26 protein-coding genes and 1 tRNA gene are annotated in these 24,260 nt (G+C 51.2%); 7 read left to right on the top strand and 20 right to left on the bottom strand.

Annotated features, from left to right (window positions below; all coding sequences use genetic code 11):
- Positions 1-24 precede the first annotated feature (24 nt).
- The 5 genes from AA74_RS0113765 to catA all read left to right on the top strand — a co-directional run bounded on the left by AA74_RS0113765 (position 25) and on the right by catA (position 5,263).
- Positions 25-1,098, top strand: coding sequence for a catalase family peroxidase (locus AA74_RS0113765; RefSeq protein ID WP_025912598.1), 1,074 nt, complete (start codon positions 25-27; stop codon positions 1,096-1,098).
- Positions 1,095-1,682, top strand: a complete 588-nt coding sequence (locus tag AA74_RS0113760) for a cytochrome b (protein WP_025912597.1) — start codon at positions 1,095-1,097, stop codon at positions 1,680-1,682. The genes AA74_RS0113765 and AA74_RS0113760 overlap by 4 nt, the downstream gene beginning before the upstream one ends.
- Before the next feature lie 396 nt (positions 1,683-2,078).
- A complete protein-coding gene (locus AA74_RS0113755) occupies positions 2,079-2,573 on the top strand; it encodes a molybdopterin-dependent oxidoreductase (RefSeq protein ID WP_008503255.1) in 495 nt (164 codons plus the stop codon).
- A gap of 17 nt (positions 2,574-2,590) precedes the next feature.
- Positions 2,591-4,522, top strand: coding sequence for a bifunctional diguanylate cyclase/phosphodiesterase (locus AA74_RS0113750; RefSeq protein ID WP_025912596.1), 1,932 nt, complete (start codon positions 2,591-2,593; stop codon positions 4,520-4,522).
- A 63-nt stretch (positions 4,523-4,585) separates the two neighbouring features.
- Positions 4,586-5,263, top strand: a complete 678-nt coding sequence (gene catA, locus AA74_RS0113745; protein ID WP_025912595.1) for a type A chloramphenicol O-acetyltransferase — start codon at positions 4,586-4,588, stop codon at positions 5,261-5,263.
- A gap of 50 nt (positions 5,264-5,313) precedes the next feature.
- Here catA and AA74_RS1000000123800 read toward each other — a convergent pair whose 3' ends face one another.
- From AA74_RS1000000123800 to proB, 10 genes are all read right to left on the bottom strand, one after another.
- Entirely contained in the window at positions 5,314-5,496 is a 183-nt protein-coding gene (locus AA74_RS1000000123800; RefSeq protein WP_071965063.1) for a thermonuclease family protein, read from the bottom strand.
- An 81-nt stretch (positions 5,497-5,577) separates the two neighbouring features.
- Positions 5,578-5,877 carry a hypothetical protein gene (locus AA74_RS0113740; RefSeq protein WP_025912594.1) on the bottom strand — a complete coding sequence of 100 codons (300 nt, stop codon included), beginning with the start codon at positions 5,875-5,877 and terminating at the stop codon, positions 5,578-5,580.
- Positions 5,874-6,938, bottom strand: a complete 1,065-nt coding sequence (locus AA74_RS1000000122475) for a hypothetical protein (RefSeq protein ID WP_025912593.1) — start codon at positions 6,936-6,938, stop codon at positions 5,874-5,876. The genes AA74_RS0113740 and AA74_RS1000000122475 overlap by 4 nt, the downstream gene beginning before the upstream one ends.
- A gap of 514 nt (positions 6,939-7,452) precedes the next feature.
- On the bottom strand, positions 7,453-8,010 hold the full coding sequence (locus AA74_RS0113730) for a hypothetical protein (protein ID WP_025912592.1): 558 nt from the start codon (positions 8,008-8,010) through the stop codon (positions 7,453-7,455).
- A gap of 15 nt (positions 8,011-8,025) precedes the next feature.
- On the bottom strand, positions 8,026-8,310 hold the full coding sequence (locus AA74_RS0113725) for a hypothetical protein (RefSeq protein ID WP_155267971.1): 285 nt from the start codon (positions 8,308-8,310) through the stop codon (positions 8,026-8,028).
- Complete coding sequence (locus AA74_RS1000000123435) at positions 8,261-9,130, bottom strand: hypothetical protein (protein ID WP_155267970.1); 870 nt, start codon at positions 9,128-9,130, stop codon at positions 8,261-8,263. The genes AA74_RS0113725 and AA74_RS1000000123435 overlap by 50 nt, the downstream gene beginning before the upstream one ends.
- A gap of 583 nt (positions 9,131-9,713) precedes the next feature.
- Complete coding sequence (locus AA74_RS01000000122195; RefSeq protein WP_032667550.1) at positions 9,714-9,986, bottom strand: ogr/Delta-like zinc finger family protein; 273 nt, start codon at positions 9,984-9,986, stop codon at positions 9,714-9,716.
- 367 nt (positions 9,987-10,353) lie between these two features.
- A tRNA-Thr gene (locus AA74_RS0113720) sits at positions 10,354-10,429 on the bottom strand.
- A 111-nt stretch (positions 10,430-10,540) separates the two neighbouring features.
- On the bottom strand, positions 10,541-11,794 hold the full coding sequence (proA, locus tag AA74_RS0113715) for a glutamate-5-semialdehyde dehydrogenase (RefSeq protein WP_025912590.1): 1,254 nt from the start codon (positions 11,792-11,794) through the stop codon (positions 10,541-10,543).
- An 11-nt stretch (positions 11,795-11,805) separates the two neighbouring features.
- On the bottom strand, positions 11,806-12,909 hold the full coding sequence (gene proB, locus AA74_RS0113710; protein WP_008501877.1) for a glutamate 5-kinase: 1,104 nt from the start codon (positions 12,907-12,909) through the stop codon (positions 11,806-11,808).
- A gap of 304 nt (positions 12,910-13,213) precedes the next feature.
- On the opposite strand from proB, the gene phoE reads away from it, so the two are divergent.
- Positions 13,214-14,266: a phosphoporin PhoE gene (gene phoE, locus AA74_RS0113705; protein ID WP_008501878.1), complete on the top strand. Its 1,053-nt coding sequence runs from the start codon at positions 13,214-13,216 to the stop codon at positions 14,264-14,266.
- A 69-nt stretch (positions 14,267-14,335) separates the two neighbouring features.
- Here the strand turns inward: phoE and crl are convergent, their stop codons facing one another.
- The 3 genes from crl to gpt form a co-directional block, all read right to left on the bottom strand.
- A complete protein-coding gene (crl, locus tag AA74_RS0113700; RefSeq protein WP_008500249.1) occupies positions 14,336-14,737 on the bottom strand; it encodes a sigma factor-binding protein Crl in 402 nt (133 codons plus the stop codon).
- Positions 14,738-14,794: 57 nt separating this feature from the next.
- Positions 14,795-16,039 carry an esterase FrsA gene (frsA, locus tag AA74_RS0113695; RefSeq protein WP_025912589.1) on the bottom strand — a complete coding sequence of 415 codons (1,245 nt, stop codon included), beginning with the start codon at positions 16,037-16,039 and terminating at the stop codon, positions 14,795-14,797.
- A gap of 106 nt (positions 16,040-16,145) precedes the next feature.
- Positions 16,146-16,604 carry a xanthine phosphoribosyltransferase gene (gpt, locus tag AA74_RS0113690; RefSeq protein ID WP_003863205.1) on the bottom strand — a complete coding sequence of 153 codons (459 nt, stop codon included), beginning with the start codon at positions 16,602-16,604 and terminating at the stop codon, positions 16,146-16,148.
- A 260-nt stretch (positions 16,605-16,864) separates the two neighbouring features.
- On the opposite strand from gpt, the gene pepD reads away from it, so the two are divergent.
- Entirely contained in the window at positions 16,865-18,322 is a 1,458-nt protein-coding gene (pepD, locus tag AA74_RS0113685; protein ID WP_008500251.1) for a cytosol nonspecific dipeptidase, read from the top strand.
- A 76-nt stretch (positions 18,323-18,398) separates the two neighbouring features.
- On the opposite strand, the gene dinB is transcribed toward pepD, so the two are convergent.
- The 7 genes from dinB to AA74_RS0113650 form a co-directional block, all read right to left on the bottom strand.
- Positions 18,399-19,457, bottom strand: coding sequence for a DNA polymerase IV (gene dinB / locus AA74_RS0113680; protein ID WP_008500252.1), 1,059 nt, complete (start codon positions 19,455-19,457; stop codon positions 18,399-18,401).
- Positions 19,458-19,565: 108 nt separating this feature from the next.
- On the bottom strand, positions 19,566-19,769 hold the full coding sequence (nqrM, locus tag AA74_RS0113675; RefSeq protein ID WP_023615899.1) for a (Na+)-NQR maturation NqrM: 204 nt from the start codon (positions 19,767-19,769) through the stop codon (positions 19,566-19,568).
- Positions 19,769-20,992 (bottom strand): NADH:ubiquinone reductase (Na(+)-transporting) subunit F, encoded by a 1,224-nt coding sequence (gene nqrF / locus AA74_RS0113670; RefSeq protein WP_008500254.1) that lies wholly within the window; start codon positions 20,990-20,992, stop codon positions 19,769-19,771. The genes nqrM and nqrF overlap by 1 nt, the downstream gene beginning before the upstream one ends.
- A 10-nt stretch (positions 20,993-21,002) precedes the next feature.
- Complete coding sequence (gene nqrE, locus AA74_RS0113665; RefSeq protein ID WP_008500255.1) at positions 21,003-21,599, bottom strand: NADH:ubiquinone reductase (Na(+)-transporting) subunit E; 597 nt, start codon at positions 21,597-21,599, stop codon at positions 21,003-21,005.
- 6 nt (positions 21,600-21,605) lie between these two features.
- Entirely contained in the window at positions 21,606-22,244 is a 639-nt protein-coding gene (locus tag AA74_RS0113660; protein WP_008500256.1) for an NADH:ubiquinone reductase (Na(+)-transporting) subunit D, read from the bottom strand.
- The gene (locus AA74_RS0113655) at positions 22,237-23,031 is read right to left on the bottom strand and encodes a Na(+)-translocating NADH-quinone reductase subunit C (RefSeq protein ID WP_025912588.1); all 795 of its coding nucleotides are present in this window, start codon (positions 23,029-23,031) and stop codon (positions 22,237-22,239) included. Before AA74_RS0113655 ends, AA74_RS0113660 begins: the two co-directional genes overlap by 8 nt.
- Positions 23,024-24,259, bottom strand: coding sequence for an NADH:ubiquinone reductase (Na(+)-transporting) subunit B (locus tag AA74_RS0113650; protein WP_025912587.1), 1,236 nt, complete (start codon positions 24,257-24,259; stop codon positions 23,024-23,026). Before AA74_RS0113650 ends, AA74_RS0113655 begins: the two co-directional genes overlap by 8 nt.
- Position 24,260: the final 1 nt, after the last annotated feature.

Here is a 24,260-nt window from a genome sequence, read left to right as displayed (position 1 = left end):
ATATTTTGTTCTGGAAAAACGTCTATGTCGAAACTGGATTTGAGGTCCAAAAAAACCTGGGGCGCGCTGGCAGCGATCGCCGTTGTCGCCGGTACGCTGGCATCTGCTTTTGCATGGACGGCGGGCTGGCTTGGGTCACGCACGGTCAGCCAGGCACTGGTGGGTGAAACACCGAAACCCTTCCCGCCGGGTTTTCGTCGCGCGCATGGAAAAGGCATCTGCTTTGCCGGCACCTTTACGCCAAACGGCTCGGCGGATTCCCTTTCAACCTCCCGCCTCTTCTCGCAGCTGGAAGTGCCCGTGGTGGGCCGATTCTCTATTGGTACTGGCGATCCCCATGCCCCGGATAGTACGACCAAAACCCTGAGCATGGCGCTGCTGCTGAAGACAGATGACAAGCAACAATGGCGAATGGCGATGAACAACGAGCCTTTCTTCGCCACGCACAGCCCGGAAGGTTTTCTGGCCTTGCGAAAAGCCACTGCTGTTGATGCAGCCACCGGAAAACCGGATCCGCAGCGTCTCAAAGACTTTTTAAAAGCGTACCCGGAGGCGGAGAAATACCTTAAATGGGCGGCACAAAAACCCGCCCCCGGCAGCTTCGCGGGCGCAACCTTTTACAGCATTAACGCCTTTTACCTTGTGAACGCGCAGGGGGAACGTCAAGCCGTTCGCTGGATGATGCGTCCGCACGAGCCTTTCCTGTCGATAAGCGATGAGCAACGACAAAAAGCCGATGACAACTTCCTGTTCGAAAACCTGCGTCAGCGCCTGGCGCAGAAGCCACTCTACTGGGATTACGTTTTGCAGCTCGCACAGCCGGGCGATCCGGTGGATGACCCTTCCCAGCCATGGCCGGACGATCGCAAAAAGAGGGTGGCCGGTACGCTGGAAGTGACGCGCGTCGAAGCACAATCCACAGGCGCGTGCCGCGACGTTAACTTTGACCCTTCTGTTGTTCCTGCAGGCGTTGCGGTGTCTGACGATCCCATCTTAAACGCCCGCTCCGCTGCCTACTCCCACTCTTTCAGCCGTCGTGAGCGGGAAATTGGCTACGGCAAAGCCACCGAAGCCGTGCAAAAGCAGGAGGTAAAATGAGCCCAAATAAAGATAGGCGAGAGCACGCGCCGCAGCATTTCAATACCCTGGCGCGGAGCCTGCACTGGCTGATGGCGGTGATGATCCTGTCCATGCTTTTCATCGGTGCCGCGATGATGACGTCATTACATCACCGGATTTGGTTAATCGATCTGCACCGGCCGCTGGGTATCGCCATTTTACTGCTGGCACTGGTTCGTCTGGTCAACCGACTTCTGAGCCGGACGCCCCCACTTCCTGCCGATTTGCCCGTCTGGCAGGTGCTTGCCGCAAAGGCATCACACTGGATGCTGTATGGGTTAATGCTGGCAATGCCGCTGCTGGGCTGGGCGCAGCTGTCGGCAGCGGGCCTGCCAATTGTCATGTTTGATGGTGTCAACCTGCCGGCAATTGTCCCGACCAGTCCGGCACTCTTTGCCTGGTGTCACGACGCCCATAGCCTTCTGGCAAAGTTGCTTTATGCTGTGGTGCTGGTCCATCTCTCTGCCGCACTCGTTCATGCGTGGATCTACCGAGACGCAGTGTTTGCCAGCATGGCGAAAGGGGGTAAGCCGGTGTCAGCCATCCGGGAGGACCTGAAGTAAGGCAAGCGGTAGGGGACACGCACTGTCGGAATGTTCGTGTCCTCGCTTGTCATCATCCTGAAACAACGGACACAACCGGAGCACGTATTTGGTCTCCAGATTCGCGCGTCAAAACGCCACGAACACCCCACAATTGTCTTAAAAGATAATATCCCTCAATTAAAGCGATTATTTTTTAATCAAAAGAGCATTTATGCCCGCAATTTTAGCTTTTATCAAAAAGTTAAGTGTCGCTTGAGTATCAAACACTCTGTCACCCACACCACCTAACAGATTGATTTTATTGACATCACATCAATAAAAACGATAAAACCCCTGACTTCCCAACAAAATATATCAACTCGTGTGATATCTAAATTATAATTCTTATACTTCTGTTAAAAGGTGGAGGTCAAAATGCGATTAACCCTACTGCTGTTATGCTGTCTGGTACAGAGTGTAACCTGGGCTGGCGACCTGCCAAAACCAGTTGGTAAACCCATTTTAACGATTTCCGGTAATATAGAAAATACCAATGAAAATGGAAAAGCAGTGTTTGATCTCGCCAGCCTTGAAAAACTGGGTGTCGTGAGTTTCGAGACAACCTCCCCCTGGTATAACGGTCGTACGAAGTTTGAGGGTGTCCCAATGAGCAAGCTCATGGATTATGTGGGTGCAAAAGGTACGAACGTGAATGTTATTGCGCTCAATGATTACTCAACCATCATCCCTCTTAGCGACTTTAAAAAATACAACGCCATCCTTGCCTTAAAAGTCAATGGCGAATATATGCGCATCCGCGATAAAGGCCCATCGTTCATTGTATACCCCTATGACAGTCTTCCTGAGTTGAATAATCAGATTTATTACTCACGATCAGCATGGCAGGTAAGCAAAATGAAGATTGAGTAGTCGTTCAGGAGAACATAATGAACAGGATACTGGTTGGTATCATTTTTTCTCTTTTTATCACGACAGGATATATTGCATACCTTGTTTATGATCGTCAGCAAGAATTGCAAAAACTGACTCAATACACTGAGTCCTGGTCCGTGGCACAACTGGTATCAGAGTATTACCGTTTTGAATCATGGCTTGGTCTATACGCAACCGATACCGATGACGTTACGATAGACCAGGTCCGCATGCGTCTCGAAATTATGCTCAGTCAGGGCGATTTAATGAAGGGGGGCGATTTAGGTCGCTACATTGACAGCGATAAAACGCATCAGGAACTCGCTTTACGCTTAGAAAACATACTGGCCTATCTGGATAGCCATCTTGAAAATATGAGCCACCCGGAGTTAAAAGCATACCTGACAAATATGCATGAACTCGATGCACCGCTAAGCCAGCTTTCTGCCACGGCATTAACAAAAGATATTAACACAGTTAACGAATCCAATAAGAAAATACAGATACTGTATTATATCTACTCGGCGCTTTCATTGCTCCTGGTGATTTTAAGCTTTATTCTCGGCTTCTTAATGATCTACCAGAATAAAAACATTCTGAAAGCACACATGCAGGTTAAGAGCCTGGCTGACGAGCTTCAAATATCAAAAGAAAAGCTGCAAATTCAGAACTCGAAGCTGGAGTATGATGTTTATCATGACTCCCTCACCGGCATGAAAAACCGCCTTTTCTTCTGGGACGATCTCAACAAAATTAATCTTCAGGCAGATAAAAACCACGTCCCCGTCACGGTGATGTTATTTGATTTAGACCGTTTCAAAGAGGTCAACGATACCTATGGCCATGATACGGGAGATTTGCTGCTGAATCAGGTCTCCCGACGGCTGACCTCAATGAGCAGCGCAACGGATACGTTTTACCGTTTGGGCGGCGATGAATTCGCCCTTCTCTCCAGCGGACTCACGGAAACCGCCGCCGTTTCGCGCGCCAAAGAAATCAGCGATCATATCAGCCAGCCCTATACGATTAATAACCAGCTGATAAAAATTGCCACCTGCGTGGGCATCGTTTTATCTGATAATGAACGACGCTCTGATTATCTATACAAATTTGCCGATCTGGCCCTTTACGAAGCGAAAAAAGAAGGTTCGCAGCAGATCAAAGTCTTCCGTCAGTGGATGCTGCAAAGACTGCAGGAAAGCAGAACCCTTGAACATGATATGGCTCTGGCGATCGATCACAATGAATTCGTTGTCTATTACCAGCCTATTGTCGATTCATTCAGCAATGAAATTTATGGCTATGAAGCGCTTATTCGCTGGATACACCCGGTGAAAGGGATACTCGCGCCAGATTATTTTATTTCCGTCGCTGAAAAAACGGGAATGATCAATGAGATCGGCAAGTCGGTGCTTGAGATGGCCTGCCGGGAAGCAGTTTCCTGGGCGGTGCCGGCCAGGATCTCGGTGAACGTCTCCCCCGTTCAGCTAGGCACGAAATCGTTTACCGCGATGGTGCAGTCCATCCTGAAAGAGACAGGGCTACCGGCCAGCCGACTTGAGCTAGAGGTAACAGAGTCTTCGCTCTTCAGTGACAGCAACATGCCGATCACTATTCTCAAAAAGCTCCGGGCACTGGGTGTCAAAATTTCCATCGATGATTTCGGAACGGGATATTCCTCGCTCTCACGACTGAGTGAACTGAATTTTGATAAAATTAAAATAGATAAATCTTTTGTGAATCCGATATCCACGCAGGATGATGCCCTTAATATCGTTAAATTGATTACCGGCATGGCGAAGAGCCTCAACATGCGGGTCATTGCAGAGGGTGTTGAAACCGAAGCGCAGCTTGAACGGCTTCAGGCGCTTGGCTGCGATCTCGTGCAGGGATACCTGTTCGGAAAGCCACAGGCTGAGATTGACAGGAAGATTAGATACGGTTGAAATGGTTGTCCGGTTGTTTCTGGCCAAAAATCACGTAGACGGTTGATAATCAAAGGTTAAATAATGAAAAAAACAGCCCCGGAGTATACGCCTGTTGATTTATCTCGTTGGCCAAGGAAGGAGCATTTTGAAGTCTTCCAGTCATTTGCTGAATGCACAATTAACCAAACCGTTCTGATCGACATTACCGCGCTGCGAAAACATATCAAAGCGGTGGGCTGGAAGTTCTACCCGACGATCATTTTTCTCCTGTCTAACATCATGAACCGGCATCCTGAGTTCCGCATGGCCATGAAGGACAATGAGCTCGTAATATGGAATGAAGTTCATCCCAGCTATACCATTTTCCACCCCGAAACGGAGACGTTTTCGTCATTGTGGAGCCACTATGACGGCAATATTCATCACTTCCAGAACACGTATGCAGAAGATACGGCCCGCTATGGAAATAGCCTTTCATACTGGCCTAAGGAAGAGTCCCGGGAAAATGTCTTCTTCGTCTCGTCTATTCCGTGGGTAACCTTTACCAACTTTAATATGAACATTGCGCACATGAAGAACTTCTTTTCGCCTATGTTCACGTTTGGAAAATACTACGAGCAGGATGGAAAAGTGCTGCTGCCGCTCGCAGTGCAGGTGCATCATTCGGTGTGCGATGGTTTCCATGTGGCAAGGATGTTTAATGAGTTGCAGGAGATGTGTGATGGTTTGTCGGGGCTGTCAGAGGAACCTGTCGCATGATGCGTAAGAAGTGCTGAGGGTTTCCATCTGCAGGAGTGGGTGTGAGAAGCCTACCGGGCTTTCATTATTTTATGCGCTTTCCATGTGAGGCCACAAGGGCCATAGAAATCTGCGTTCCTGCACGTTATGGAGACGGCACACTGCGCCACTATCGATGAGAATGTCTGCCGGGAACGCTGCCCAAAGGGCAGGTTCTTTTCGGGGGCATCGATGCTGACGAGACGAACACACATGAGCCAGTTTTAAGGTTCTGCGCTTCCCCTGTCAGGCTGGAGGCGTACCCAATAATTTACTGACGGCGCTGGAAACTAACGCTATGGTAAATCACCTGCTTTTAACAAAACGATTGCATGGTCAAGCTGCTTGTAGAGTTTGTGTCTCAAATCGTCTAACTCGTCATTTTCCCGAATGAGAGGTATTCCATTTTTATGAAGAACAATATCGTTAAATGATCCCATCCCGCCGTAGAGTTTTTTCAACGAGTAAATGGATGACTCACAATCAACATCGAGCTCGATGGCTAGTTTTTCGAATGTTTTTGCCCATGAATCCTCATCATTTGAGGAGAGGATTTTGATGATATCAGTTACCGTTTTCTTTATTTCATTTTTCATTTCAAACCACCACTTCCAAGTATCTTAACGCCAGGTATTTTCCACGGGGTAGGTATCACAACTTGCTCAGAGCCACCGGAAAAAAGGTCTGTTTGATAGCCAACTTCTCCAACATATACTTTCGTTCCAGCGGGTATTTGTATCTTGTGATAGCTATCAAGAGGGGATTCACTTCCGTTAGGCCATTTGGGGAGCAGGGCCTTATCTATTCTGGTCTGGAGCACTCCCTGAGGTTGTTCATATCCGAAAAACTGACCTAATGGTCGGCCCTCAATACCACCTCTGTAGAAACTCGTGTCTGTTGATAGCGTGATCTCTTTATATGTACCACTGGAGAAAGTTTCAGCCAGCTCTTTAGGTAATGGTCCGGGTTTTATCATCGAGTACTCACCCTCGACTTTTCCCAGAACATGAAGATTGCTAAGCTCACTCGCCGTCCCCAGTCTGCCCAGGCCAAGGCCCGCAGCAACAGAAGCACCAGCGATAATCAGCCCTTTATTATCCATAACCTGATCGTAACCCGCCGGTGCATCACCACCGAGCTGCTGCGCGGTCTGATGGAATCCCTCGATATTGCCATTATAGATCCCACCCGCGGCCAGCAACCGACCGGCAGTTTTGCTGTTGATGGTTTTTGCGGCCTGGGCATGTTGCACCGGTGCCGCATGGCGGACCTGATATCTCGGGCGATTCAGTTGCCGGGACAGAATGTGTCGGAGTCGGGTTTGAAGGAACAGAGGCAGGTCATTGCGAAGGTCACCGGATGTCGTGAGCACGCCCGAAATGGCATTGCCGGTGATGTCTTTTCTCAGCAGAACGAGCTTCCCGGATTTGATGTCGTCGAGCGTGTCACGGTATGCCATCCAGGGATGTTGCCAGTGGTACAGTTGATACCGGCTGACAAACCGGGTGTAGCCCTGTGGCAAATTCCACTCCTGAATGATGCGGTTAGGCCTTGCAGTATCTACGAGGTCTCCTGCCGCCGTATCCGGGTGAATAATGTGAGGAATGTCCTCAAGGTAGATGTCATCCAGTGACATTGCCTGGCTGTGATGAAGCATATTGCCCCTTTTACGCTGCCATTATGTGCCACATTATCGCTCATTCCGGAAATCTGGCAAAGACACGAATATAGCAGGTAATGGCCAGTTGTGTGGCTGTAAGCAACGGATTCTGCACCCTGAGAAGAAAGCACACTGCTTGCGGAAGATGACAGACAGCCCACATTAGCGCCCCATCCGAACGTAAATGATGACGAAGATCTGTTTGTTGTTTAACCACGGACGGCGCAAACCGAACAGGAATATATACACAATCCTATACAGATTCAGCATCGATTTTACTGGAAGGTTACGGAAAATAATGGACTAAAAAGCATTAAAATCATTTTATATCATGGACTTTATGGATGAATTCAGACGTTTGAGGAATTTGAGATGGTGATAATAGGAATACATAACCGACATAACCACTTGCTTTAAAAGACAAAATTCAAAAGGGCACAATAAAGTGCCCCCTAAAGTGCCCCCGTTAATGCTGCCATCAGCCGAAAGCACCACAGCAACTCCTAGCACATCACTCTTCATCCTCGCGTTGAACACTTTCAATGTTCTCTACAGTTGCGCGATTCATAATTGCCATACTATAGGATGCAAAAACTTTGAATGTTGTTTTCGCTGTCCAAAGTACCACAACCGATTCCAAGAGATACAAAACGCTTACAATAATGAAAGAATAATAAAATACATCAAGCTTATTTTCATATATCACAGCAATCGAAAGCAGATAATTTATTATCATAATTACGAATAAGACTAATAAACTTATCACCGAACATATAGATATATCATAAAACGCGGCTTCCTCATCCTCAGATGTAATTTCTTTAACTTGATTACTTTTAAGTTTTTTAATTGACTTAGGAAATATAAGAGCAATCCAGGCACCACTTATTGCAAAAATAATTGATGCAATATTGATTAGAGTGCTATTAAGATCCGTAACTTTCAATGTCCCATCAAGCAAAGCTTTTTTAATACTGTCTTCATATATATATGCTCCTACCCCTATCGCAGCTGCGATAATGATAAAAACAATTAGTGGAATGACAACCACCATTTTCCCTTTAGACATTTTTCGCCTCTACATTCACGATTGCGCCGAGACCTTAATTTCCGAAACGGCATCAGATGCTTTATCAAACTTAACCTCATCTATTTTTTTACATGATAATTTGATGAAGCTATCAATATAATTTTGATTGTTCAATGCCATTATAATATCATTAGCATCATAAGGCCATGTTATAATACTATCAACACCATTCAACTTAGCCTCTAAAACAACCTTTTCTTTTGCATAGCTATTTTGAAGATTTACAGTCTCAATGCCTTTTTTCCTTTTGGACAAGGAAATTAACATTGCCAACATCATATGTTCCTTTAATATTATCAATATACTCTTTAATCTGCGCTTCATTATCAAAAGCAACATCAACCTCCACCTTAACTACTGATTCTAGGGTGGTTTTATCTTTTTGAGAGGTAAATAATTTTATTATTGGCTTTAAGTTAACTAAAGATTGCGAGGAGCTAGTACTAACCGTTATTTTTTCTTTTGTAATAATTTTAGTGATGTTTTTAAAATTCAAAATAAGATCTTTTTCTACCGAAGCATTTACATATCTCTTGCAATCAAGTGAAAAATAACAATAATTTTCATCATTTTTTTTGACTTTATAACCACCGCTAAATTTCCCATTGGCACCCAATACATGATCCGAAAATGCTGAGTAATTATGCATGAAATCTCTTATGTACTGAAGAAGGACTCCAGTTTCTGAAGACGAGCCTTTAAAATCTAAAGTTACTAACATCCTTTCTTTTGAAGCAATATAAAAATATGCTGGAATCCCTGGAATCCTTTCTTTTCCTATACGTGTGCGGGCAACAGAATTCTTATCTCCTACATTGCCATTATGCGGAAGAGAGAGAACATTATTTTTATTTCCACTTACACCAATCCATAAAATCACTATGTAATCATCATTATATTTTTTGATGTCATAGCAATATACTTCCTTAGTACCATGAGAAGAAACTCTGCTGTTCTTAAAAGTTTTCTTATTTAAGAACTTAATCATTGGATCTAGAAACTTATCTATATCAGACAACCTTACTTTATTCTCTTTATAATCAGAAAATGAAAATTTCGTGAAATCATATAATTTCAAGGTACATGCTTCTAATTTCATTTTGCTCTCCCAGATTCTGTATAAAATTCTTTGTTATTCTTCATAGATTAGTCTCAGAACAATTAGACCTTATAATCAGCTAAATCATATGGACTATGGCAATCTTCCACATCGCCTTACACTGAATAATTTACAGGTCAAAACGCGAAAAATCTATTCATATTAAGTCATCGTCGATGTAGTTCAGAGTAAGACAAGACAAGCATCACATAATTACTCGAACGACCAAAATCGCACTACACCGCACCCGCCTGCGGTTTTCAGATCGCAAAAATTTTTCAGTTGGGATTTTTTACAAATGATAGCGCCAGACCGCGCCACAACTGGGGATTTACAGCGAGCAGAGAACTGAAAAGAGTGAAAAGAATTTCAGCTTTTTTCAGTTTAGCTTTACTCCAACATCGTAACCACTTGAATTAAGCTATTGATAGTAAAGGGATATAAAATTTTAGGTGAGATTTTTCATGATAACTGACGGCACACTTAAAAGTTAACAAACTGATTCTTATAGACATTTTTTCTTAAGCCGCTGAAATTTAATGAACCGAAGCCGGGAAAATTTTAGTTACTCCCGGCGAACCGTTCAGTGACTCTCTTTGGCTGCCAACAGGAGTTCTAATGCTTTTTGTCGCTCGTCCGGTGGCAGGGCATCCATTAGCTCTTTAATCCATCCCTGGCCGCGCAAAGCGCTGGGACTAATCGTGTGTGAGAAGGAAACGTTCATCACAAACGTGTGCCCACACTCTACATTTGAGCAATAACAGTACACATCTGATAATTTGGGGTGCTTTCGGTTTGTTTTTCTCACCGTTGCCGCAGACATACACTCCGGGCAGTAAATTTTCATCACTCGCATAGCGAAACCTCTGTTGCTTACCAGAAGAAAGGATTTTGGTTCCCCTCCATTTTGTTCTGAACGTGTAACACTGGTAGCAAGTATTAAATTGAGAGGTAACGAGAGGTAACATACTGAGTTTTTTTACCTCTGTTACAGGCCACCTCCATCAGATGGTTTATAGCTTTTATCTTTAGCGGCTTCTACCTGACTGGCATTCAGCATCATCGAGGACACATTTACTAAGCCGAACAGAAGATGCCCTGATTACCCCCCAATCGCATGTTGATTTCATGAGACAAGGGGTGACCTCAAACGACTAAAACAGCGTAATTTGTATGTTTCGAAAGGTTTTGTTGAAGTGGATTGACCTGAGAAAACTAGGAGATGGTGCCGATAATAGGAGTCGAACCTACGACCTTCGCATTACGAATGCGCTGCTCTACCAACTGAGCTATATCGGCCCTGAGAGGCCGGTTACGAATGTAACCACGGGGCAAAAGGTTAGATCTATCCGGGTGATGCGTCAATGCCCTTTTGAATCAAACGGCTATTTTTGCATCACCCGTGATTATTTACGCACGAATCGTATCGTCGCCAAAGCCGATCCACTTGTAGGTGGTCAGCGCTTCCAGCCCCATCGGACCGCGCGCGTGCAGTTTCTGCGTGCTGACCGCCACCTCAGCGCCGAGGCCGAACTGGCCGCCGTCGGTGAAGCGGGTGGAGGCATTCACATACACCGCAGAGGAATCCACTTCGTTCACGAAGCGATCGGCATTGCGCATGGTGCGCGTCAGGATGGCGTCAGAATGCTGCGTGCCATGCTCACGGATGTGCGCAATCGCGTCGTCAAGATCGCTCACGATTTTCACGTTCAGATCCAGTGACAGGAACTCGTCGTCGTACTGCTCCGCGTTGACGGGAACGACGTTAGCCGGGCCATCCTGCAGCAGCGCGAGCGCACTGGCGTCAGCGTGCAGCGTCACGCCACTCTCGGCCATCTGTTTGCTCAGAGCCGGCAGGAAGGTGTTCGCTATGCCCTGATGCACCAGCAGCGTTTCAACGGTGTTACAGGTGCTAGGACGCTGGGTCTTCGCGTTCACGATAATCTTCAGCGCAGGAGCAATCTCAGCGCTGTCGTCTACCACGATATGACACACGCCAATACCGCCGGTGATCACCGGAATCGTCGACTGCTCGCGGCACAGCTTGTGCAGCCCCGCGCCGCCGCGTGGGATCAGCATGTCGATGTATTTGTCCATGCGCAGCATTTCGTTGACCAGCGCGCGGTCCGGGCTCTCAATTGCCTGCACGGCACCCGCCGGTAAGCCACACTCTTCCAGCGCCTGCTGAATGACTTTCACCGTCGCGGCGTTGGTGCGCCAGGTCTCTTTCCCACCGCGCAGAATGGCGGCGTTGCCGGTTTTCAGGCACAGGGAGGCGACATCCACCGTCACGTTTGGACGGGCTTCATAAATAACGCCGATAACGCCGAGCGGCACGCGACGGCGCTCCAGGCGTAAACCGCTGTCCAGCAGCCCACCGTCAATCACCTGCCCTACCGGGTCGGCCAGATTGCAGACCTGACGAACATCGCCGGCGATGCCTTTCAGGCGGGCCGGGGTCAACGCCAGGCGGTCGAGCATCGCTTCGCTCAGGCCGTTTCGACGCGCTTCCAGTAAATCCTGCTCGTTGGCGAGCAAAATCTCCTGGGACTGAGATTCCAGATAATCAGCGATTTTTTCCAGCACGCGGTTTTTCTCGCGGCTGGAAAGGAGCGCCAGTTTATAAGAGGCGGCCTTCGCGGCGGCGCCCATTTGTTCCAGCATGTTCTGGCTCCTTAACGAATAATCATGTCATCGCGATGCACGGCAACCGGGCCATATTCATAGCCCAGAATGGCGTCGATCTGCTGCGAATGGTGACCCGCGATGCGGCGCAGGGCATCGCTGTTATAGCGGCTTACGCCGTGGGCGATGTCGCGGCCTTCGAGGTTACGGATGCGGATCACTTCACCACGGGAGAAGTTGCCTGTCACGCTTTTAATTCCTTTAGGAAGTAATGAACTTCCTCGTTCCAGAATCGCGGCGGTCGCCCCTTCATCAACGACGAGTTCGCCCGCAGGTGGCGCGCCAAATATCCAGCGTTTACGGTTTTCCAGCGGGGATTCCTGAGCGTGGAAGCGGGTGCCGACGGAGATGCCTTCCATCACGTCGCCAATCACGCCAGGGCGGCTGCCCGCGGCAATGATGGTGTCGATACCGGCGCGGCACGCCACGTCGGCGGCCTGTAGCTTCGTCCCCATACCGCCCGTTCCGAGGCCGGACACGCTGTCACCGGCGATGGCGCGCAGCGCATCGTCGATGCCGTGAACGTCGGTAATCAGCTCGGCTTCCGGGTTGGAGCGCGGATCGGCAGTGAACAACCCCTGCTGATCGGTCAGAAGCAGTAATTTATCGGCGCCAGCCAGAATGGCGGCCAGCGCAGAGAGGTTATCGTTATCACCCACTTTGATTTCAGCGGTAGCAACGGCATCGTTCTCATTAATGACCGGAACGATATTGTTGTCCAGCAGCGCGCGCAGGGTATCGCGGGCGTTCAGGAAGCGCTCTCTGTCTTCCATATCCGCACGCGTCAGCAGCATCTGTCCGACGTGGATGCCATAGATAGAGAACAGCTGTTCCCAGAGTTGAATGAGTCGGCTTTGTCCCACGGCGGCCAGCAGCTGTTTAGAGGCGATCGTCGCGGGGAGTTCGGGGTAACCCAGGTGTTCACGCCCGGCGGCAATCGCCCCGGAGGTCACAATTACAATACGATGCCCTGCGGCATGTAACTGAGCGCACTGACGTACAAGCTCAACAATGTGGGCGCGATTTAGGCGGCGCGATCCGCCTGTTAAAACACTGGTACCGAGTTTTACCACCAGCGTCTGGCTGTCACTCATGATTCTCTGCCGTTCAACGATAAGGGAAAGTAATGTCGAACGAACGTTTTAGCAGGAGTCAGCCCCGTTGCCAACTGCCTTAGCACATCGCGAAACACTTTGTTGCGCGGGATCAGGAAGCGTAGCGGGAGAATTTGACACTTTTATTACCGAAATAATAAATCACAGTTTTTTAAAATTATTCTTAGTTTGTCATAAAAGTTTCATTCCAGAACGATAAAACCCTTCCTGTTTTTTCACGGGACTTAAGCATGAGCTTATCGTCCAGCGAATTTTTTAGCGCGTTTATAAGACAGGATCGAAAATGAAAAAGAGCACTCTGGCATTAATGGTTATGGGCGTAGTGGCTTCTGCATCCGTTCACGCAGCTGAAGTTTATAATAAAGATGGTAATAAGCTGGACGTGTACGGCAAAGTGAAAGCCATGCACTACATCAGCGATGATGCCACCAAAGATGGCGATCAGACTTACGTTCGTTTCGGTTTTAAAGGCGAAACCCAGATTAACGATCAGCTGACGGGCTATGGTCGTTGGGAATCTGAATTTGCGGGTAACAAAGCCGAGAGCGACTCCTCTCAGAAAACCCGTCTGGCGTTCGCGGGCCTGAAGCTGAAAAACTTTGGTTCTCTGGATTACGGTCGTAACCTGGGTGCGCTGTATGACGTCGAAGCATGGACCGACATGTTCCCTGAGTTCGGCGGCGACTCTTCCGCGCAGACCGATAACTTCATGACCAAGCGTGCGACCGGTCTTGCCACCTACCGCAACACCGACTTCTTCGGCGCGGTTGACGGCCTGGACATGACCCTGCAGTACCAGGGTAAAAACGAAAACCGTGACGCCAAGAAGCAGAATGGTGACGGTTTTGGTACCTCTCTGAGCTATGACTTCGGCGGCAGCGATTTTGCCGTCAGCGGTGCTTACACTAACTCTGACCGCACCAACGCGCAGAACCTGCTGGCGCGTGGTCAGGGGCAGAAAGCCGAAGCCTGGGCTACCGGTCTGAAATATGACGCGAACGATATTTATCTGGCAGCGATGTATTCAGAAACCCGCAACATGACGCCAATTTCTGGCGGATTTGCCAATAAAGCACAGAACTTTGAAGTCGTTGCACAATATCAGTTCGACTTCGGTCTGCGTCCTTCCCTGGGTTACGTCCAGTCTAAAGGCAAAGATATCGAAGGTATTGGTGACGAAGATCTGGTGAAATATATTGACGTTGGCGCGACCTATTACTTCAACAAAAATATGTCCGCGTTTGTTGATTATAAAATTAACCAGATTGACGACGATAATAAACTGGGCGTGAGCAGCGATGATATCGTTGCCCTGGGTATGACCTACCAGTTCTAAGATTATCCGAATAAGAAAATCCCGGCAGATAAGCCGGGATTTTTTTTGCCCGGTGGCGCTGTGACGCTATCAGGCAGTCAGCTTCACCGCTTCGCTGGAAAAATCATCCGCTGGCTCGAACTTAAGATCCAGGGTGGCCAGCAGTGCGCTCGCTTTGTCGTGAAACTCTTTCAGGGTATATTCCAGGCGATCGATCACTTCCTGATCTTTAATGGTGGTGGCCTGCCAGTTACCGTCTTTATTAAACAGGCCAAACTGGTAGCTATACGTAAAGCGTTTTTCCTCTGCTTCCATTTCCATCCACCAGCCCCAGAATTCACGTTTTTCGGGTGCAGGCTTCACGTTGACGCATACAGCCAGGCAGTCGAAAAAAAAGCGATTCTCTTCACACTGCTCTTCTCGAATATACGGGCCAAGAGCCATGAACTTCTTAATCAATCTACTTTTCGGGTGTCCACTCGGTAACGTCATTGCGATCTCCTTTTGTGAAGCCACTGTTTTACCAAACCAGCGAAATTTAGCAATCTATTAACACAATCTCTGAGCGATCCAGCGCGTAATCTCCTTCAGAGCTTTATCGAAATTCTGATAGACCGGGCTGAACGGCACCTCAAGCAATTTGCCATCCGCAGATGACGACGTGATTAAGCGCGACTCTTCTTCCGGACTGAACGGATCGTTTTTCCAGAACCCCGACAGCATCGGTGTCGGGCAGCGACGTCCCAGCAACCCTTGCGTTTTTAACGAGTAGCGATTGAGCTCAACGCGCAGCGCTTCGTCTGATGCATCATGCATGCCAAGACGGCTGGCCAGCACATCAAGGTACATTTCGGGCACGCTCCCCTGGCGTGCGGGATCGCTGAGCAGAGCATGAACGACCGGTCCAAGGCAGGCGACAGCTTTCAGGCGGGAGGATTCAAGGTAAGCCAGACGCACCGCGACGTTTGCGCCAAAGCGGAAGCCAAATGCCGCCACGCGGGTGTGGTCAACCCACGGAATGTTTTCCAGCGCTTTTAGCGCATGCTGGTGCAGCAGGCTGGAATCCTGAGTCAGTTTCCATTTGGAGGAGAAGCCAATTGAGGGCATATCCAGCGTCAGCATCGCGATCCCTTTTGGTGCGAAGTAGCGCTCATACAGGCTGTAATAGTCAATTTGCAGAGAGTCCAGCCCGCCGCACATCAGCACGGTCGGGAACGGGCCTTCACCTTCGGGCATATGCAGGAACCCGGTAATGGGCGCCCCGCCCGGAACAGCGAACTCAAGCTCGCGCATCTGGCCCGGCAGGCGTTGAGCCGCCTCTTCGTAGGCGCGATTCGCCAGCGCCTGCGCCTGTTCAGCCAGCTCATCGCCTTTCAGATGTGGATACGCGGCAATGGCATAGAGGTTGGCCGCATGCAGCCAGTGTTTGCCGCTGCGCGTGGCATCCTCTTCCTGGCTGGCTTTTTGCTGCCAGAGCATCGCCTGTTTAGACCACTCGTAGATCCAGTTTCCGCCACGGTAGCCCACCACCGTATCATAGAGTTCGCTGTCGGTACGCTCGGCTTCACTCATCACGATACGTGCCTGCACATCAAGGATTTCACGGGGGTCGATACCGCGCCAGATCCACATCAGGCGGTTAATCATGCGATACCAGTGAGGCACGTTTTTACCGTCTAACGCAGACTGGACGGCAGGCTGAGTACCCGGATTGAAGCGACGCACCAGCGTCGACGTTTCAGGGTGTTTGAAACGGGGTTTGAAGAGAGTCTCGGTGAGATTCGCCTGCGTCATTGCATTGCCTCCATGAATACGTCGTATAGAGACTATTGTAACGCGCGCCAGACTAAAAAAAACAACGCCCGGCATCACCGGGCGTTAAATTAATTGCGGAACGTGATTAACGACCCGAGATTGGCGGGACGAAGACCACGCCCATATCCCATGGCTGTTCAATCCAGGTATCCTGCGGAATATCAATCACGTAATCGTCAACCAGCGGGCGGCCAGCAGGCTTCGCGAAGATAGTGACGAAATGTGCTTTCGGATACATTTCACGGATAGCCACCGCGGTACCGCCGGTATCCACCAGGTCATCAATAACGATGAAGCCTTCACCGTCGCCTTCCGCGCGTTTCAGCACTTTCAGCTCGCGCTGGTTGTCATGGTCATAGCTGGAGATGCAAACGGTATCGACATGACGAATACCCAGCTCACGTGCCAGCAGCGCCCCCGGTACCAGACCGCCACGGCTGACGGCAATAATGCCTTTCCACTGTTCGGAAGGCATCAGACGCGCAGCCAGTTTGCGTGCGTGAATCTGCAACATGTCCCAGGTGACGACGTATTTTTCGCTCATGTGAAGTGTCCCAGCCTGTTTTTATACGGCTTAAAAAGTGTTCGAGGGGGAAATAGGTTGCGCGAGATTATAGAGATCTGACGCACTAAAAACCAGTGTTTAGCGCCCTCTGCCTGAGTTTTTACATGCTTTATGCTACCAGCCAGCAGAGAAAGTGGTATTCTCAGTTTCATCTCGCAAGCCTGACTTGTGGTAACTATTAACCTGCTAACCCTGTGACCTGCAACCCTGTTTGCAGCGCCTCGACAAGGAGACTTATCGTGTCTGAACTGTCTCAACTATCTCCGCAGCCGCTGTGGGATATTTTTGCCAAAATCTGCTCCATTCCACACCCTTCCTACCATGAAGAACAGCTCGCCGAACATATTATGGGCTGGGCGAAGGAAAAAGGTCTGCATGCGGAACGTGACCAGGTTGGCAACATTCTGATCCGCAAACCCGCCACCGCAGGCATGGAAAACCGTAAACCGGTTGTGCTGCAGGCGCACCTGGACATGGTGCCACAGAAGAACAACGACACCGTTCACGACTTCACCAAAGACCCGATTCAGCCGTACATCGACGGCGACTGGGTGAAAGCGCGCGGCACCACCCTGGGTGCGGATAACGGCATCGGTATGGCCTCTGCGCTGGCCGTGCTGGCTGACGACAGCGTTGAGCACGGTCCACTGGAAGTGCTGCTGACCATGACCGAAGAAGCGGGCATGGACGGGGCGTTCGGTCTGCAGGCGAACTGGCTACAGGCGGATATCCTGATCAACACCGACTCCGAAGAAGAAGGCGAGATCTACATGGGCTGCGCGGGCGGGATTGATTTCATCTCTACCCTGCCGCTGTCGCGCGAAGCGATTCCTGCCGGTTTCCAGACCTTCAAGCTGACGCTGAAAGGGCTGAAAGGCGGCCACTCCGGCGGTGATATTCATCTGGGTCTGGGTAACGCCAACAAGCTGCTGGCACGCTTCCTGGCAGGCCATGCGGCCGAGCTGGATCTGCGTCTGGTAGACTTCAACGGCGGCACCCTGCGCAACGCGATCCCGCGCGAAGCCTTCGCCACCGTAGCGGTTCCAGCGGCAAAAGCCGACGAGCTGAAAAAACTCTCCACCGTGTACCTGGATATCCTGAAAAACGAACTGTCGGCGAAAGAGAAGAACCTGACCGTGGTGCTGGAATCCGTCTCCACGGATAAAGCCGCGCTGACCGTGCAGTCTCGTGACACCTTCGTTCAGCTGCTGAACGCGACGCCAAACGGCGTCATCCGCAACTCTGACGTGGCGAAAGGCGTAGTGGAAACCTCACTGAACGTGGGCGTGGTGACCATGAGCGACGACAGCGCGGAGATCATCTGCCTGATCCGCTCCCTTATCGACAGCGGTAAAGAGTATGTGGTGAGCATGCTGGAATCTCTGGGCACGCTGGCGGGCGCGAAAACGTCTGCAAAAGGCAGCTACCCGGGCTGGCAGCCGGATGCAAGCTCTCCGGTGATGGCACTGGTGCGTGAAACCTATCAGCGTCTGTTCAACAGCACGCCGAACATTCAGGTGATCCACGCGGGTCTGGAATGTGGTCTGTTCAAGAAACCGTATCCGAATATGGACATGGTATCTATCGGGCCAACCATTACCGGTCCGCACTCGCCGGATGAGCAGGTTCATATCGAAAGCGTTGGCCATTACTGGACGCTGCTGACTGAACTGCTTAAGGCGATCCCAGTTAAGTAATACCCTCATCCCAACCCTCTCCCACAGGGATAGGGTGAAAAACCCAGGCCCGGTAAGCGTAGCGCACCGGGCTTTTTTACAATCCTAATACCAGCTGTCGCTCTAACTGCGGATCCAGCAGCGTGACGTGCAATCCCACCAGCCTCACCCCTCGCCCGCCCCTGCGCTCTTCCCATGCCTTTTTTGCCGTCGCGATAAGATCGTCTTTATTAAGACGCGGCCAGACGTGTTCCTGCGTAGTCTGCTGAAAATCGTTGAATTTGAGCTTGATGCCCTGACGGGCAATCAGCAGGTCCGGTTTTACCTTGCTTAAGCGTCGTTCCAGCTCAGGATAAAGCTGTTCCGTGATAATGGTTTCGCATTCGGACCAGTCATGAATATCTTCAATGAGGGTTCGCTCGACGCCGACGGATTTCCGCAGCCGTTCGCTGTTCACATCGCGATCGTCAATCCCCTGGCTGCGCTCCCACAGCACGCGGCCAAACTTCCCGAAGCGCTTGAGCAGCATGGCGAGGTCGCTTCGCTGCACGTCTTCGCAGGTGCGTAATCCCATGCTTTCCAGCTTTGCGGCGGAGACTTTCCCGACGCCGGGGATTTTGCCGAGCGGCAGCGTTTTTAAAAATGCAGGCACCTCTTCCGGCGTAATGACGTACTGGCCGTTGGGCTTATTTAAATCCGAAGCGATTTTGGCAAGGAATTTAACGGGCGCGACCCCCGCAGATGCCGTCAGGTTCAGCTCGTTGAAAATCGTCTGGCGGATCTCCTGCGCCATCAGCGTGGCGGAGCCGTGGCAATGCACGCTGTCGGTCACATCGAGATAGGCTTCGTCCAGCGACAGCGGCTCTATCAAAGAGGTATAGCGGGAGAAGATTTCCCGAATATGAAGGGAAGCCTCTTTATAGGCGTCGAACCGCCCGGGCAGAAGCGTGAGATGAGGGCAAAGCTTTAAGGCCATCGCCGTCGGCATGGCGCTACGCACGCCAAATTTGCGCGCAGGATAGTTGGCGGTGCTGATAACGCCACGCTGAACGCGGCTGCCGCCAATAGCGATGGGAATATCCCGCAGCGCCGGGTTGTCTCGCATCTCCACTGCGGCAAAAAAGCAGTCCATATCAACATGGATTATTTTGCGCATAGTAAGCCCTCACTCATAACTGGATAAGTATACAGTAAACAAATGAGGATTGAGAAGCAGATGTAAGAATGCCGGGTGGCGGCTTTGCCTTACCCGGCCTACAAAAACTTAAATAATGCGCTGCTGCTCGCGCGCCATGCGTTTTTTGCGGGCGTCGCACGGTTCCGGGCAGTCGCAGACCTTCTCCATGCCAATGGAGGAAATACCGCCGCAGCTGCCCTGAATGCTTTTCCGCTTAACGATCCAGCCTAGCGACATGCCAAAGATGACAAGTACAAAAACCACAAAGGTTGCCAGAAACGTCAGCATCATCAGCCTCCAAAGTCATCGAGCATGATGTTCTCATCTTCGACGCCGAGATCTTTCAGCATCTTAATCACGGCGGCGTTCATCATCGGCGGACCACACATATAGAACTCGCAGTCCTCGGGAGCCGGGTGCTGTTTAAGGTAGTTTTCATACAGCACGTTGTGGATGAACCCCGTATAGCCCGTCCAGTTATCTTCCGGCTGCGGATCGGAGAGCGCCACGTGGAAGGTAAAGTTCGGGTTTTCACGCGCCAGCTGTTCAAACTCATCATCGTAGAACATCTCACGCAGCGAACGCGCCCCGTACCAGAAGCTGATTTTACGCTTGCTGCCGAGCCGCTTGAGCTGGTCAAAGATGTGCGAGCGCATCGGGGCCATGCCGGCACCGCCGCCGATAAAGACCATTTCCGCGTCGGTATCTTTCGCGAAGAACTCCCCGAACGGGCCGGAGATGGTCACCTTATCGCCCGGCTTCAGGGACCAGATGTATGATGACATCACGCCCGGCGGCGCATCCGGCACATTCGGTGGCGGCGTGGCGATACGCACGTTGAGCATGATAATGCCCTTCTCTTCCGGGTAGTTGGCCATCGAGTAGGCGCGCAGCGTCGGCTCTTTCACCTCTGATACAAAGCGGAAGAGATTGAATTTGTCCCAGTCGGCGCGGTACGCCTGCGGAACGTCAAAGTCCGCATACGCCACGGTATGCTCAGGGCACTCAATCTGAATGTATCCTCCGGCGCGGAACGGGACATCTTCCCCTTCCGGCACCCGCAGCTTCAGCTCTTTGATAAAGGTAGCTTTGTTATCATTAGAGATAACCTCACATTCCCATTTTTTGACGCCGAAAATCTCTTCCGGCAGTTCAATCTTCATGTTCTGACGCACTGCGACCTGACAGGCCAGACGGCAGCCCTCTTTTGCCTCACGCTTTGTGATATGCGACAGCTCGGTGGGCAGAATATCGCCGCCACCCTCTTTTACCGTCACGCGGCACTGCCCACAGGAGCCGCCGCCGCCGCAGGCCGAGGAGACAAAAATTCCGTTACCGGACAGCGTGTTGAGCAGTTTATCTCCCGCAGGCGTGCGGATCTGATTCTGCGGATCGTCGTTAATATCAATCACCACGTCGCCGGAATTCACCAGCTTCGCGCGCGCCGCCAGAATGAGCCCTGACAGCACCAGTACAATCAGCGTGAACATCACCACGCCAAGAATAATTTCCATCTGTAAGCCCTTATAGCTGCACGCCGGAGAAGGACATGAAGCCCAGCGCCATCAGCCCGGTGGTGATAAAGGTGATCCCTAAGCCACGCAGGCCTGCAGGCACGTTGGCATATTTCATTTTTTCGCGGATCCCCGCCATGGTGACAATCGCCAGCATCCAGCCGATGCCGGAGCCGAAACCGTACACCACGGATTCACTGAAGTTGTAATCACGCTGAACCATAAACGAGACGCCGCCGAAGATGGCGCAGTTCACCGCGATCAGCGGCAGGAAGATCCCCAGCGCGTTGTACAGCGACGGGAAGTACTTATCGAGGATCATCTCCAGGATTTGCACCAGCGCGGCAATCACGCCAATAAAGGTGATGAAGTTCAGGAAGCTGAGGTCAACCCCTTCCACCAGCGCGCCGTCCCGCAGCACAAAGTTGTAGACCAGATTGTTAATCGGTACAGATAAGCCAAGCACCACGGTGACCGCGATACCCAGCCCAAATGCCGTCGACACTTTTTTGGACACCGCAAGGAAAGTACACATGCCGAGGAAAAACGCGAGCGCCATGTTTTCAACAAACACCGCGCGCACAAACAAACTCAGGTAATGAGCCATCGTCGGTTACTCCTTTTCCTGCTGTTCTGGTCTCAAGGTACGAATCAGCCAGATCAACAAACCGATAATGAAAAATGCGCTGGGAGCCAGCAGGAACAGGCCGTTTGGCAGATACCATCCACCGTTTTGCACCGTGTCCAGCACCGTGATGCCAAACAGCTTACCGCTGCCAATGAGCTCACGCAGGAAGCCAACGGTCAGCAGGATCACACCGTAGCCGAGGCCGTTACCGATACCGTCCATAAAACTCGCCAGCGGCGGCATTTTCATGGCGTAGGCTTCCGCACGCCCCATCACAATACAGTTGGTGATGATCAGCCCGACAAATACCGAGAGCTGTTTGGAGGTTTCATAGGCGAAGGCGCGCAGCAGCTGATCGACCACGATCACCAGCGAGGCGATGATCGCCATCTGCACGATGATCCTCACGCTGTTGGGAATGTGGTGGCGGATCATCGAGATAAACATGCTCGAAAATGCCGTGACCAGCGTGACCGCCAGCGTCATCACCACCGCCGTTTCCAGCTTGGTCGTCACCGCCAGGGCTGAACAGACGCCCAGCACCTGCAGCGTGATCGGGTTATTGGCCAGCAGTGGGCCAATGAGCACCTTTTTGACTTCTTTCAGTTCACCGGTATCAGCCATTGTTCAGCGCTCCTTCACGTACGTTTTTCAGGAAAGGACCAAAACCCAGCTCGCCCATCCAGAAATCAAAACTGTGCTGCACGCCATTGGAGGTGAGCGTGGCGCCGGACAGCCCGTCGACGGCGTAGTCGTCACCGGGACGTGCCGCCCCTTTCATCACCTTCAGCGCAGGCAGACCGTTATCGTCGAGCACTTTCTTACCGATAAACTGTGCCCGCCAGTTCGGGTTTTCTACTTCGCCACCCAGCCCCGGCGTTTCGCCCTGGTCGTAATACGTAATGCCTTTTACGGTACGGCCATCCGTATCAAGCGCCACAAAGGCATACATCATTGACCACAGGCCGTTGCCGTAGACAGGAAGCACCACTTCCTGAATGCGTTTTTGGGGGTCACGCACCAGATAAATTTCGGCGAGATTGCTGCGGCGCTTAATCCCGGCGGGATCTTGCGATGCCTCGAGCGTCAGGCTCATCTGCGGATCTTTCAGCGCCAGCGCCTGGTTATACTTCGCCGGATCTTTATCCAGCAGCTGGCCGGTTTTCAAATCCACCAGACGCGGTGAAATACGCTCCGCAAATACCGCCGAGACGTCGTCTGCACTCATCCCTTCCTGCATCAACCCGGCCACGGCCAGTATGTTGCGCTGTTTATCCAGCGCACGTTGCGCCTGCTGCAGGGGTTTTAACCCCACGGCAGAGCCGGCCACGACAATCGAACAGACCAGACAGAGCACCAGCACCACCAGCAGCGTTTTGCTGATACTGTCGTTATTTTTAACTTCAGCCACGCGCCTTCCTCCGCTTAATGTTGGCCCGCACCACCAGGTAATCGAAGAGTGGCGCAAACAGGTTGGCAAACAGAATGGCCAGCATCATTCCTTCCGGGTACGCCGGGTTGACCACGCGGATCAGGACACACATCGCGCCAATGAGCACGCCATAGCTCCATTTACCTTTGTCCGTAAACGAGGCTGAGACGGGGTCGGTTGCCATGAACATCATGCCAAACGCGAAGCCACCCAGTACCAGATGCCAGTACCAGGGCATGGAGAACATTGGGTTGGTGGTCGAACCGATAACGTTGAACATCGTGGCGGTCAGCACCATGCCGATCATCACGCCCGCCACAATTCGCCAGGAGGCCACGCGCCCAAACAGGATGATCGCTCCACCAATCAAAATCATCAGCGTTGAAACTTCACCAATGGAACCCGGAATGTTGCCAATAAAGGCATCAAACCAGGTTACAGGCTGACCCGTCGCGTTGTTCACCAGCGTTTCGCCGCCGTGTGCCGCCCACTGTGAAAGCGGCGTCGCGCCGGAAAAACCGTCAGCCGCCGTCCAGACCAGGTCGCCGGAGATTTGCGCCGGATAGGCAAAGAAGAGGAACGCACGCCCCGCCAGCGCCGGGTTAAGGAAGTTCCGCCCGGTGCCGCCGAAGATCTCTTTGGCAATGACCACGCCAAAGCTGATGCCCAGCGCTGCCTGCCAGAGCGGTAGCGTCGGGGGAACAATCAGGGCAAACAGAATAGAGGTCACGAAGAAGCCTTCGTTGATCTCATGTTTACGGATGATGGCAAACAGCACTTCCCAGAAGCCGCCCACGATAAAGACCGTGATGTAAATCGGCAGGAAGAACACCGCCCCCAGCGTCATCATGCTCACCCAGCCCGCGTCTGGCGCAAAGCTCACCCCTAACGACTGGGCCAGACGGTAGTGCCAGTCAGACTGAAGCACCTGCGCCAGCTGCTGCACATCGTACATGTGGTGCAGCGCCGGAATGGTCTGCAGACCGACGTTGTACATCCCCCAGAACATCGCCGGGAAGACCGCAAACCACACCAGGATCATCATCCGCTTAAGGTCGATGGCGTCACGGACGTGCGCCGCTCCTTTCGTCACCAGCCCCGGCGTGTAGAAAATGGTCGCCGTTGCTTCAAACAGCGGGTAGTACTTTTTGAGCTTCCCTTCGGTAAAGTGCGGCTCAATTTTTTCAAAGAGGTGTTTTAAGCCCATC

Origin of the sequence: Enterobacter sp. 5-4 (assembly GCF_000612205.1) — a bacterium.
Lineage (GTDB): Bacteria > Pseudomonadota > Gammaproteobacteria > Enterobacterales > Enterobacteriaceae > Enterobacter > Enterobacter roggenkampii.
This window is presented reverse-complemented; position numbering and strand designations above follow the sequence as displayed.